Annotated in this window: 7 protein-coding genes; 2 read left to right on the forward strand and 5 right to left on the reverse strand. The window is 53.0% G+C overall.

The genetic code is table 11. The annotated features are described in order from the left end of the window. Positions 1-98: 98 nt before the first annotated feature. Complete coding sequence (locus ACX93W_RS08210) at positions 99-1,445, reverse strand: amidase family protein (protein ID WP_459392033.1); 1,347 nt, start codon at positions 1,443-1,445, stop codon at positions 99-101. Between the two features lie 299 nt (positions 1,446-1,744). Here ACX93W_RS08210 and ACX93W_RS08215 point away from each other — a divergent pair, with 299 nt between their 5' ends. Then, positions 1,745-2,566, forward strand: a complete 822-nt coding sequence (locus tag ACX93W_RS08215) for an AraC family ligand binding domain-containing protein (RefSeq protein WP_459392034.1) — start codon at positions 1,745-1,747, stop codon at positions 2,564-2,566. Between the two features lie 29 nt (positions 2,567-2,595). Beyond that, complete coding sequence (locus tag ACX93W_RS08220; protein ID WP_459391808.1) at positions 2,596-3,531, forward strand: DMT family transporter; 936 nt, start codon at positions 2,596-2,598, stop codon at positions 3,529-3,531. A 105-nt stretch (positions 3,532-3,636) separates the two neighbouring features. Here ACX93W_RS08220 and ACX93W_RS08225 read toward each other — a convergent pair whose 3' ends face one another. The 4 genes from ACX93W_RS08225 to ACX93W_RS08240 all read right to left on the reverse strand — a co-directional run bounded on the left by ACX93W_RS08225 (position 3,637) and on the right by ACX93W_RS08240 (position 13,124). Beyond that, positions 3,637-4,191: a DoxX family membrane protein gene (locus tag ACX93W_RS08225; protein ID WP_459391809.1), complete on the reverse strand. Its 555-nt coding sequence runs from the start codon at positions 4,189-4,191 to the stop codon at positions 3,637-3,639. Positions 4,192-4,639: 448 nt separating this feature from the next. Beyond that, complete coding sequence (locus ACX93W_RS08230; RefSeq protein WP_459391810.1) at positions 4,640-11,173, reverse strand: S-layer homology domain-containing protein; 6,534 nt, start codon at positions 11,171-11,173, stop codon at positions 4,640-4,642. Positions 11,174-11,332: 159 nt separating this feature from the next. Continuing rightward, positions 11,333-12,172, reverse strand: coding sequence for a carbohydrate ABC transporter permease (locus tag ACX93W_RS08235; RefSeq protein WP_459391811.1), 840 nt, complete (start codon positions 12,170-12,172; stop codon positions 11,333-11,335). Between the two features lie 13 nt (positions 12,173-12,185). Then, complete coding sequence (locus tag ACX93W_RS08240; protein WP_459391812.1) at positions 12,186-13,124, reverse strand: carbohydrate ABC transporter permease; 939 nt, start codon at positions 13,122-13,124, stop codon at positions 12,186-12,188. Positions 13,125-13,140 lie beyond the last annotated feature (16 nt).

A 13,140-nucleotide genomic window follows, 5' to 3' on the forward strand; every position in this document is an offset into this window, starting at 1 on the left:
CATTTTTGCTGTAATGGACAGATATGACCGTCAGAAGTCGCCTGCATGGCTTAAACACGTTCTAACGGTCAATTCCGTCCATTAGACGCAACTAGAAACTAAACCTTCGTGGCAGCCAGCCAATCCAGCAGCCGGTGATCCTGACCGCGCCCCGCAATAAACGACAATCCAACCGGAAGTCCATTGCGCCCGGAGGCAACCGGAACCGTCACTTGAGGCAACCCCGCAAGGCCGGCGGGGCAGCTCATCTGAAGTGTACGCGCCCGATTTTGCTCCACAGCTTCCCCTCCCAGACCACAAAGCGGGGCAACGCCAGGTACAGTCGGAACGACCAGTACGGTATCGTCAGCCAGCAAATGATCCATGCGCGCCGCAATTTCTTTTTGTTTTACAAAAGCTTCGGAGCATTGCTCTCTGGATAGAGTCGATGCCCATTTGAAACGCTCCGCGATACCCGGCCCAAAAGACGGATTTGTTTGGGATATCCACTCGCCATGCTGCTCCCAAATTTCGATGGCTTGAATATGACGGAAAACCTCTACCCAGGCCGGGAGACCTTCCTCCGCCAAAATAATTTCTTCTCTCTCTCCCGCCATCTTGGTTCCAATACGCCAATTATCCAAAAATGCCCTTAACGCTTGCTGCGTCTCACGGTCGCACAATCCCCAAAGATCAGCGCCGAGCAACATGGTCTTGAATGTCTCAGGCTTGCCAACATCCATTGTATTGAATGCATCATGCCTGCGAACATCCGTAGTATTGATTGCTTCATGCCTGCGAACATCCATAGTATTGATTGCTTCATGCCTGCGAACATCCATTGTATTGAATGCTTCATGCCTGCGAACATCCATAGTATTGATTGCTTCATGCCAACGAACATCCTCCTCCCTAAGCAGCGCTTTGCCTACCTTGCGAAGAGTCGCCATATCCCTCGCCATCCAGCCAATCGTATCAAAGCTGGGAGCAAGCGGAATAAGCCCCGTTACGTCAACCACGCCGTGAGTTGGCCGGATGCCGTACAAGCCGCATAGAGCGGAGGGCACGCGTACCGAACCTCCGGTGTCCGTGCCTAGCGCAAAATCGGCCAAGCCGGATGCCACGGCGGATGCCGATCCGCTGGAGGAGCCGCCCGGTATGCGTCCGGGAGCCGCAGGATTGGCAGGCGTTCCATAATGAGCATTTTCGCCATTGATGCTGTACATCAACTCATCAGTTATCGTGACGCCTTGCATGGCAGCGCCGTTTGACAGCAGCTTTGCAATCGCGCTTGCGGTTGATTCGGCAGGTTTGTGCGTTTTCAGCCAATCCGGATTACCGGCGGAAGCGGCATGCCCGGCAATATCGAATACGTCCTTGACGGCGAATGTAAGTCCGTCCAGACTGCCTTTTCCTGTCGGACCCAGTTTTATGGTTTGATCAATATACGGGTTCCCCTGCCCCATTTCGATACAATCCCTTCTATATAAAGATGTTGTTTTCATAACAATAGGCTCATAGCGGATTCGTTCCGGGCAAGCCAAATAACAAACGCGAAAGATCGTGTTAGAATATGTGACATTACTTATTTACCATATCATGGCCGTGATAAACTGGCAAACCTTTTGCTTGACCACATTCAGAATAATCAAGCCGTGGCCACTATCCATCCATCTGCCCCGGTGAGCAATATGATACAAGAATTGTTGCCCGGTATAGGGTACACTTGAAATCAGCAGAACGGAAGGGAATGAAGAAGCACCAGATGGCAAATGAATCAAGAACCGTTGTTTACGACGCAGATATTAAAGTTGAAGCCTATCATTTTCAAGGCATTATGCAGAAATTCCCTAATCACTTTCATGACTATTATGTTATTGGCTTTGTTGAAAGCGGAAGCCGGTATTTAACTTGTCTGAACCGGGATTATACGATCCATCCGGGAGATCTGATGCTGTTTAATCCGCGCGATAATCATGCCTGCGAACAAATCGACGGTTCCCCGCTGGATTACCGTAGCCTGAACATTCAGCCGGAAGCTATGACAGAAGCGGTTCGGGAAATTACCGGCCAATCCTATTTGCCGGTTTTTAAACCACAGGTGGTATTCCACAACGAACTGGTTCCAATTTTGAAGGACCTGCACCGAATCATTATGGCGGGCGAGCAGGATTTTCGGAAGGAAGAGCTGTATTTGCTGCTGCTGGAACAGTTGATACAGGAGTATTCGGAGCCTCGCGAGGCAATGCCGTCTGCCCCATGCAGCGCAGAAATCGAAATGGTATGCAGCTATTTGGAATCGCATTATACCGAAACGATTGCGCTGGATGATTTGAGCGCGTTGACGGGGCTTAGCAAATATTATTTAATTCGCCAATTTTCCAAGCAAAAGGGGATTTCACCTTACAGCTATCTGGAAACCATTCGTGTGGACAAGGCCAAAAAGCTGCTGGAGCAAGGCGTAAGTCCGATGGAAGCCGCTATGGGGACCGGTTTTTCCGATCAAAGCCATTTCTCCAACTTTTTCAAAAAGTTTATCGGGCTTACGCCCAAGCAATATATGAACATCTTTAACGACCACCGGTAGCGGCCAGGCGACGCTGAGAAAGGACAGCTATGAACAACAAAGCAACGGTTGCGGGGCATGCCGCAGCCATTATTACCATTCTGATTTGGGGGACCACGTTTGTATCAACCAAGGTGCTGCTGGCGTATTTAGGACCGGTAGAAATACTGGTTGCGCGGTTTGCGTTGGGCTGGCTGGCTCTATATCTTGTGTTCCCCCGCAGGTTGAAGGTCGGGGAGCCAAAGAAGGAGCTTTATTTTGCGGCGGCGGGATTATGCGGAGTAACGTTGTATTTTTTATTGGAAAATATCGCGCTGACCTACTCCTTCACCTCCAATATTAGCGTCATTCTTTCCACATCGCCATTTACAACCGCGCTTCTCTCTTTTTGGATCGGGGACGGCGAAAAGCCGGGGAGGCGTTTTTTTATCGGCTTCGCCATTGCGATCATCGGAGTTTTTCTGATCAGCTTTAGCGGCAGCACGGAATTGCGCATTCATCCCATTGGAGATTTATTGGCGGTGCTGGCGGCGCTTGTGTGGTCGATCTATTCTGTTTTGGTCAAAAAAATCAACGGTTTTGGCTATCATGCCATTCAATCCACCCGCCGGATATTTATGTACGGTCTGCTCCTTATGACACCTATCCTGCTTTGGTCCGGCTTTCATTGGGATGGCGGCAGCTTGCTTCAGCCGATTCCTCTAGGCAATCTGTTTTTTCTGGGATTAGGCGCTTCCGCTTTATGTTTTGTCACATGGGGCAAGGCCGTCCAACTGCTTGGCGTCGTAAGAACGAGCGCCTACATCTACACGGTACCCGTCATCGCGATTATAACGGCATTGATGATTTTGGGCGAAAAAATAACGTTAATGAGCGCGATTGGAGCTGCTTTAGCGATTGGAGGATTGCTTGTTTCGCAGGTGAAGTGGCGCCGGGCGGCGGCAAACAATAGAAATGTCGAGGCAAAACCGGAGCCCGGCGTATGACGAAGGGAACGCAAAAAGCGCTGTGGCCCGCTTCAGATGAAGCAGGCCGCGGCGCTTTTGCATGTTATGCATTCGTTATAAGGAATGCAGCGTTTCAGCTTACTCTTATCGTTTTCGGGTCCACGGCGTACCGAGCAGCGGAAGCGCCCAGCGGTCCAGTCCGTACCAGCCCGCAACCTTCCAGCCCAACACGAGCCAAGTTGCCAAAATAAACAACAGCGGGTTTGTGCTGAGCGTTCCCGCAAACAGGAAGCTGGCGTTCATGAACGCGCCAAAAAACGCGGCTACGCCAGTCAGCAGGCCCAGAATCAGACCCAGACCAACCAAAAGCTCGCCGAAAGCAACCATATACGAAAAAACTTTGGCGTTGGGCAGTACCATGTTTTCCAGGAAAGAAGCATACCAGCCGGCTACATCCTTCCCGTCAGCGGCCTTGCCGATTGCTCCGTTCACAAACCCGGTCAATCCTGCTCCAGCTTCTGCTCCTACCCACTTGGGGTTCGTCACTTTCCCCCATCCTGCCGTCACCCACGCATATCCGAGATACAACCGAACAACAAGCCAAATAAGGCCGGATCTGGTGTTGTTGAACAGGAAGTTGGACACCGGATTTTCGGGAATGACGATATTTTTCCCTCTTAATTCCTCTTTGATGCTCACAAACATCATCTCCTTTTCCAATTGTCATCCTTTTTCCTTCCTAATCATACCTAATAATTCGGCAAACATATACAAAAAGATAAGCGACTGGGCAGTTCTCCGACTAAAGTCCCAGGTAGTCATTAACAGTTGTATCTCAAGCGGATATACTTATCTCTCAGGCTGATATATTTGCCTTTCAGGTCGAAATAGATACAAAGCGCAAGCCGGCTCTCCCAGAGAGGACTATGCGCTTAGTCGTTCATTGCTCGCTCATTGATGCATAAATGCGTTCATGAACGGATGCTCGACTCACTGACGGCCACAAATGGCCGTAATTGCAGGCTAGCGGAAGAAAATGTCCGCTAGCCCAAGCAACTACCTTTTCGAACTCCAGCCACCAATCATGCCTCTGTCAATTGGCATAACCTCAGAACACATTCATTCAAGAACAGGAACAATCCAATCGTCATTTCGCTATTAGCTTCAAAAGGTTAACTATGACTTGCGCGGCTTCTGCCCGGGTCAAGGTCTCAAGCGGCTCAAAACGGTCGTTGCCCCTCCCCTTGATCAGACCAAACTCCAGCGCCTGGCTCGTCGATTCCATCGCCCATTCGCTAATAAGCGACGCATCATCAAAAGCTGCAAGGATTTGTGACTTCAAGTTATTGTCGCTAAGGTTCAAATCTTTTTCGCTGACGTTCCCTTCATTGCCCGTGGCACCTAGTTCATCCTCGCCGCCATTTGCTCCCGTTGCTTTTCCGCCAGCATATTCGAAAGCACGGATGAGCATAACAACCATCTCTTCCCTGCTGACGGTATCTTCCGGTGCAAAAGAGCTGCTGCTTCGGCCATTGACGATTCCCGCTCCAACTGCAGCCGTAATGGCTTCCGCATACCACTTATTGCGATCCACGTCCGCAAAGCCGGGCTCGCCATCTCCCCGTAGTCCCAAAGCCCGAACCAGCATTGCTGCAAATTCTGCTCGCGTCACTTCTGCTTGAGGCTGGAATTTTGAATCCGAGCCTCCTTGAACGATGTGTTTAGCCGCCAGCATCTGAATGACGTTGAATGCCCACATCGTTTGGCCAACATCCAGGAATGATTTGTTATATTCCAGCACGCCATAGGAACCGTATTCCGCCACTTCCACAATCATATACCCGTCTCTATAGGCGCCTCCGGCATAGTGCAGCGTTCCGTCCTCACCGATCAGGTATACGCCAAGCAAATCGGGATTGGCATTATCGTCTACTTTAAACGCCAATGTCACCGGCTCTTGCAACGCAACCCTGTTCATGACATCATGGATGGCTTCGTTGATTGCAAATCGGAAAAGATCGCTTGCCGCCGTCAAGGAGAGTGTGTCGTCATTCAGCGTTTGATTAGCCAGTCTCGTAAAATCATGCCGCGATTGCTCCGCAAACCACTGCAAGACAACCCCTTCGGCTCCTGCCGTTTCCATTGCCTTGAGAAGCTCATTCAACAACGAATGAGACAGCTCTACAGAGCCCTGATCGTTTGCAATGCGTAATTGTTCGCCTGTAATTGATTTTGTAAAAGCAAGCTGAAGCAGTACCGACTTTTCGATTGCCGACAGCTTGATTCCCTTGACCCCTTCGCCTTCATCCGTCAAATTGCCGCTTCCTGCAATTAGTTGAGACGGCTTGGCAGTGGCGGCTGGAGTAGGCGCCGGAGTGGAAGTTGGCGTCCAGATTGGGCCGGGCACGATGGTTGGAGCCGGCGTCACTCCCGGCGACTCCGTTGGAGACGGCGTCACTCCCGGCGACTCCGTTGGAGACGGCGTCACTCCCGGCGACTCCGTTGGACCCGGCGTCACTCCCGGCGACTCCGTTGGGCCCGGCGTCACTCCCGGCGACTCCGTTGGACCCGGCGTCACTCCCGGCGACTCCGTTGGAGCCGGCGTCACTCCCGGCGACTCCGTTGGAGCCGGCGTCACTCCCGGCGACTCCGTTGGGCCCGGCGTCACTCCCGGCGACTCCGTTGGGCCCGGCGTCACTCCCGGCGACTCCGTTGGACCCGGCGTCACTCCCGGCGACTCCGTTGGGCCCGGCGTTGGCGTTGGCGTCGGTGTTATTGCCTCCTCAACGATGACGGTGCGTATGACCTCGTCGGCTTCGTTGCCGGCGGTATCGCTGACCTTATAGTGGAACGTATACGTACCCGCCACGGTCGGGTTTAAAGCATCCACGGGATTCCCGTTAAACTTGATGACGACGGCAATCTTGCCGCTGATGTCGCCATCGCGATCATCACCCGCAGTGGCCCCGGCGTCCGAATAATGGCCTCCGAATGGCAAAGTCACTTCGACTTCTCCTAACAGCGTAATAACCGGTTTGACGGTATCCTCCGGCTGAACGGCTTTTACACGCGCCAATCCGATAAAAGACAGCATAGGCGATTCGTTGACGGTGATCGCGGCCAGCTTGACGGTCAGCGGATTGCCGTCCGTCTTCGATAACGGATACGTTCTCACCGCGTCGAACGAAGCATTGTTGAGCGTAATGTAACCGGCCGTTTCGCTGACCGTGCCGTATTGGAATTGAACCTGGGCGGTTCGGGAATAAGCCGCCCACCAGCTGTACGAACCAATCGTCACTTCGTATTCGCCAGCCGGCACGTCGTCGAACGTATACGTCAATGCAGCGCCGATTTGATTGGACGTATAAATTCCCGTCGTTGATTGCTTGCTATACGGTCCGGCCACAATGCCCTTGTAGGATACCGGCAGCGATCCCGAGGCATTAGCCGCTCCGTGTCCCCAGAACTTTCCTGGCCCAAAAACCTGATCCGGTGCGCCATTAAGCAGCGGCGTGCCGGATGAAGACGCCAGCTCCGCAATAGCTTTGTACGCGGGCGAATCATAACCCAAGGTGCTGCCCGCGGAATGTCCGGCCGTCACCCCAACCGCTGTTGCGTTTACGTCGACAAAATAGAGCAAATCCTCCGGAACGACTTCAACGTACGCAACACTTTCCAAGCTGCCGTATTTGCCGACAATTCTGACGGTATCGTAGGCGTTGTTGAAGCTGGCCCCGTCAAGCTGCCAGGTTATAGGCACCATTGTTTTATTTCCGTCCTCGCGCGTCGCTTCCACCTGCGCCGGCAGCGCAGGAACTCCTCCAACGTAAACGGCGGAATAATGAGGCGAAGACAACGTCCGGATATCTCCCGTATAAAGCTGGCTTTCGGCAAAGGCGAGACGCGATGTCAGCTGATCCGCGCCCTCCTGATCCAGCCGGTACGATGTCGGATTATCCAATGCCTCTTCGGCAGCATCCCTGACACGCTGGAACAGAAGCCAGTCGCTCTCCCGGAACTCCGGCTGTCTGGCGATGTCCAGCGCTTTTTGATGCGCGGATAGCAGTAAAGTGACATCCGGCAATCCTTTCACTTCGCCGGACACGACCGCGACGGCATCGATGGTGAGCGTTCCGCTCACGACCTTTATCGATACGGTATGTTGTCCGTAGGAAAGGCCCCTGAGCGAATACGTTTGATACAGCTCCCTCGAAGCCATTGTTCCCGCCGCCAAGGCGACTATTTCACCATCCACGATCACCTCCAGCTTTGCGGAGCCGTCATTGGGGCCGAGAATATCAAGGCCCGTTCCCGTAAACGTATATTCCAGCTCTGCGCCCGCGCTTTTGCTGGTCGAAAGCGAGCGCTGATAGTGGTACATGCCTTGCCCGTTTCGTTGATCCCACTGGCCTCGGTACTGAAGCTTGGGCGAAGGAACGTTGCCCAAATCATGTTTCTCCAAATCGTCCAGCGCTTCGGAATAATAAGGCGCATATCCATCGATTGTCTCTACAAGCAAGTTATCGAAGCGCACAAAATAATAACCGCTGGCCAAATCAACCCTTCCCGATAGCTTGGGGCTAGCATCAACATGGGAGGCGACTTCCTCTCCGTCGATAGATGCGGTAATGAGATTACCCGCTACTTCAATGGAGAGTTTGTGCCACGCATCATGCGAAGTATCGAAGCCTTCGATTTTGACGCCGCCCGTGCCGCTTGCGACATTGCCTCCGGCGACCTGAACATTATTCACGAGCAGCTGCCAGCCGCCGTCGAACCAAAACTTCAGAACATAAGGCGTTCCGCTAATGCTATGCGAGCTGCCGCCGCCCTGGTATCTGGCTCCGATAGCCGCGTAATTGGCGCCGCCGTAGGTGCTGTTTCGCTCGAATGAAACATCCACGCTCGCCTTATAGTTGGTCCAGCGGTAATCGCCGATTGCGGTTACCGGCTCCCCGTTGTTCCAGGTGCCGCCAAGTCCCATTGCTTCGCGGTCGAGCTGTTGACGGAGCACATAGTTTCCGCTACTTTCGTCAAGGTAAGCTTCAAACGCCCCGTTGCGATCATGGGTATATCGGGGAATTGCGCCACCGGAGCCGCCACGCGACTCGATAAAGCTTTGCGAGCCTGTAATTTCGCCGCCTGCGCCGATTACGGGAACGGTTTTGCCGGTGTAGTCAAAATCGTCTCCATACAGAATCCGGTCCCCCGTGTTCTGGACTTCCCCGGTAAGGTCGGTATCCAGCACCGTCCTCTCGCCTTCAACGGGAAGCTGCTGCTGATAAACGTCCTGGCCGCTATTTTCCAGTGTCGTAACGGTTTTAATCGAAAACGGCTTTACCCGCACCGTATAGACGCCGGCTCCGTCGGCGTTCACTTTGCCGAGATATTGCATGTAGTTGCGATTAAACGCTTCTCCATGACCAGCGGCCCGAGTTTCCCATTGCTCCAGGGAAGGAGCGCCTGCATAGTCCATATGAACGGCCTGCAGCTTATAGATGCGTTCGTATTCGCTGTCGTTAACGATAACGGTAGAAAATCCGCTCCTGTCCGGCGCAGCCATCGTCATATAGCTAGGCGTGCCGTTGCGTCCGTTGACAGGATTGGTTCCCGTAGCTCCGGTGTAGCTGGCCTTCGGCACTGCCCGCCAAATGCCGGCGTCGTTGCTCTCGGGTTCCCAGCCGATATTGGCAAACCAGCTAAAGTGCTGCAGAATGGAAAGGCCTGCGTCGTAATGAATCCAGCCCGACCACGGATCGCGCGCGCTCACCAGCTCCTTGAACGAATATTGGCCGCCTTCGTAGAAGGAGCCGATTGCCGGCTGGTAAATAAAATGCGTGCGTCTGGAATTGACGAACCCTTTAATGATGGTGTTGCCCATTTCCAGCGCGCTTCCGACGCCGCCAATCCCCGTCCCTTCGACCGAGGGGTCCTTCGTGTTGTTGTTGGGACGGAAAGCCGAATTGCTGAAGGTGGCCTGGGCTTCGCTGTTCCAGATTTCAATGCCGTATTCCTCCGCAAGACGCTTGAAGTTTCCTGTGCTGTCATCGTCGGTGTTGTAGTGGTACCCCGCGATTGGAACGGCTTCGCGCAAGGAAGCGTCGCTAACCATGCTTCCGCCAAAACTACCGATGCCCACTTCGTCGGAAATAACGGCTTTTATGCTGTTGTAGAGGTTTTTCTCTTCGGCGCTGGCAAAGCCGCTGCTGTCGATTTTGACCCGATTGGCATATTGCTTGGTCCAGTTCAAATCCGGCGCATGCTCGTTAATATGCGGATTGACGTAATCCACCATATACCCGTATTGCCGGTAGGCTGTCAAAATCGTTTCCTTGTACCAGTCATAGATTCTGTCGTTGCTATTGTTCGCCCAAGCCGGAGCATTCCAGCGAAGAATGCTCACTTTTAGATCGGGGTTTACGGCTTTGGCATCTGCGGCCAATTGGAAGCCGGGATGACGGGTTACGTTGGCCGGTTCGTCGGCCGTGCGTTTTGTCGCCGGGTCCGGCCCCGTGGAATTGTTGCGGTCGTTGCCCATTTCGATTTTGACGTGGGTCATAATGGGACGTTCCCCGCCAAACAATATCTTCAAAAGCTCCACGTAAGCTTCGGGATGCTGCGATTTGTAGTCCAGCAGCAGCGCGCTGGTGCTGTTGGCGCTTAATACGCCAAACCCTTTAAACGTCAGTCCGTTGATGTTGTCGGCAGGAATATCGTTGCCGTCCAGCACGACGCGAACGGTAGCTGCCGCCGCTTGCTTTGCATCTTCGATCAACGATTTAATGCCGCCTTCCGCGATGCCGAACCAGCTGAGGATTGGCTTTTCACCTGACAAATACGTGTAGGTCAGCGTCATGCCGGCGCTTTCGTCGATGCTTTCCGGTACGGTGAATTCGCTGGATATCATTTTGGTGACATTGGTGTTGAAGGAATCCAGCGCAAGACTGACAGTACTCCCCTCCGTATCCTTGTATTGGAGTACCGGCTGCATCGAGCGGGAGCGGGTGCCGTACCAATCATGGAAGCCGCTGCTCAGCGTATACGTTCCTGGCTGGAGCGCCTTCAGCCGGTATACGATATGGTTGCTTGAGGGATCGACGCGCAGCCCGACCGTCCAGATGGAAGGATCGGTTGCGGGGTCGGTATGTCCCCCGTCCTTGGAGTTTTTAACCTTGTGCACGGAGTCGTCAAACCCCCACTCCGTAACGCCTTGCGCAAATCTTTGATCCGGTGCATCATTAAGCAGCGAACCTTCGGCAAGCGCTTTCAATTCATTGTAAAAGGGAGAGTTTGATGGGCCGTTGCCCACGGAATCTCCGCCGCGCCCGCTATCCACAAAATAAACCAGGGGATGATTGGCGGGAGGCACGATCAGCACTTGAGCCGCTACGGGAATGCCGCCTTCGGCCGTGCCGGATATGGCCACGGTGTCATAAGGAATGGCAAAGCTGTCGACTGCGATATGCCAGTCCACCGGCTTGGATTGTCCGTCAATCTCCACACTTGCGGGAAGCGTCGTCCCCTCCGCCGATTCCGCGCCCATATAGGCTGCCGCATGCACAGTGCCAGCCGAAGCAGCCGATGCTGTTCCCGCAACCCCTGCGGGAATCAATCCCGCGATCAGCAATACAGCCAGCAAACATGAAATAATTCTTGTGCCATGGCGCTGTTTTTTCTTCATAAACAATCTCCTTTGCGATGGAATGGGCCAAGCATTTCAAGTAATTTATTTGAGGATTGCTTGCTTCATCACCTTTCGTTTTGGTGGAAAAAAGAGAAGGAATCATTGCGGTTGCCGCTCCGATCCCTTCTCTGCAATTCTCTTGGTGTCAGGCCGCCGTCACCCCTTTATGCCGGACGACGCAACGCCCTGCACAAAATATTTCTGCAAGCCGAGGAACACGATCAGCACCGGAATGATGGAGACGACGCTGGCCGCCATGATTAGGCCGTATTCCGCAGAATATTGCGAGATAAACATTCGCAAACCGATCTGTATCGTTTTGAGCGGCGTTTTGGTCAAATAAATCATTGGCCCCAGGAAGTCGTTCCAGGTCGATACGAACGTAAAGATCGTCAGCGTCGACAGAGCCGGCTTGGACAGCGGAAGCATGATGCGCGCCCAAATGCCGTATTCGCTAAGTCCGTCAATGCGCGCTGCTTCACACAGCTCGTCGGGAATGCTCTGATAAAACTGGCGCATGAGAAAAACGCCAAATGCCGAGAAGGCTTGCAGAAAAATAATCGCCAGATGCGTATTGTTCAGCCCCATGGAACGCATCAAAATAAATTGAGGCACCATGTAGGCCTGCCACGGAATGGCGATAGTGGCGATGTAGCCCAGGAACAGCGCGTGCCTTCCTCTAAAGCGCAGCTTCGAAAAGGCGTACGCCGCAAAGCTTGACGTGAGCAATTGCAGGACCGTTACGATAATAGACAGCTTGGCTGTATTGTAGATAAACAGCCCCAACGGAATCCGGTTCCAGATATCCACGTAGTTCATCCAGCGCGGCAAATCCGGTATCCATTGGATCGGGAACGAAAAAACATCCTTGTTCAGCTTGAGCGACGCCGACAGCATCCAGATATACGGAACCAGCATGACCAATACGATCACAGCCAAAGTCATATATACCAGCACCATTGTTGCGACTTTCATTTTTTTCTTTGAGCCTGTCATATCTTTATGCCTCCTATTGTCCGTACTTCTGTTCTCCCTTGAACTGGAGTATGGTGATGCCGAGAACAAGCAGGAACAATACGATGGCCATAGCGCTGGCATATCCGTAATCCAGTGACCGGAAGGCCGTATTGTAAATCTGGTACACCATTACTCTCGTTGCGTCATTCAGCTGATTGTCCGCTCCCGCAAACAGGTTGATAAAGATGTCGTACACCTTGAATGAATTAATAACCAGAATCATGAGTACGAAAAAGGTCGTTGGCGCCAGCTGCGGCACCGTTACATTGCGGAATCTGCCCCAGGCGTTTGCGCCGTCAAGCTCCGCCGCTTCGTACAGCTCGGGGTTGATCCCCTGAAGCCCGGCCAAATAGATGACCATGTAATACCCCATGTTTTTCCATACCGTAAACAGGACAACCGTAAACATTGCCCAATCCTTGTCCGCCGCCCACCGGGGCAAATCCTCGATAGGCACGCCGGTAATGGCATGCAGAATATTGTTGAGCGGCCCCATCGTCGGGCTAAAAATAAAGTTCCACACCGCTGCAACGGCAACCAGCGATGCTACATACGGGAAGAAAAAAACCGTACGCATAAAGTTCCGGGCCAGCAGCTTCTGATTAAGCAGAATCGCCAGCGCAAGCGCGCATGCCATCGTAACCGGCACAACGCCGACGGTATAAACGACCGTATTCCAAAGCGCCTTGTGGAATGTCGTATCCTTGACCAGTCTAAGAAAATTGTCCAGCCCGATGTAATTCATCGGATTGGCTCCGTCCCACTTGACGAATGCCAGCACAAACGCAAAGGCCATGGGCACCAGCGTAAATATGGCAAAGCCGATAAAGTTAGGCGCGATAAAGCTGTATGCGACCAGGTGCTCCCTGACGCTTTTTGGCAGCATGTCTTTATTCAATTTCCGGGTTTCCGCTGTGCGTTCATTCCGCATGATATTCCCTCCGCAC

This window comes from Paenibacillus sp. CAU 1782 (assembly GCF_054551715.1).

What these genes read in the sequence shown, in the direction of transcription:
- ACX93W_RS08235 (WP_459391811.1), bottom strand. Translation starts at nt 12,172, where the DNA reads ATGACAGGCTCAAAGAAAAAAATGAAAGTCGCAACAATGGTGCTGGTA.
- ACX93W_RS08240 (WP_459391812.1), bottom strand. Translation starts at nt 13,124, where the DNA reads ATGCGGAATGAACGCACAGCGGAAACCCGGAAATTGAATAAAGACATG.
- ACX93W_RS08220 (WP_459391808.1), top strand. Translation starts at nt 2,596, where the DNA reads ATGAACAACAAAGCAACGGTTGCGGGGCATGCCGCAGCCATTATTACC.
- ACX93W_RS08210 (WP_459392033.1), bottom strand. Translation starts at nt 1,445, where the DNA reads ATGGGGCAGGGGAACCCGTATATTGATCAAACCATAAAACTGGGTCCG.
- ACX93W_RS08230 (WP_459391810.1), bottom strand. Translation starts at nt 11,173, where the DNA reads ATGAAGAAAAAACAGCGCCATGGCACAAGAATTATTTCATGTTTGCTG.
- ACX93W_RS08215 (WP_459392034.1), top strand. Translation starts at nt 1,745, where the DNA reads ATGGCAAATGAATCAAGAACCGTTGTTTACGACGCAGATATTAAAGTT.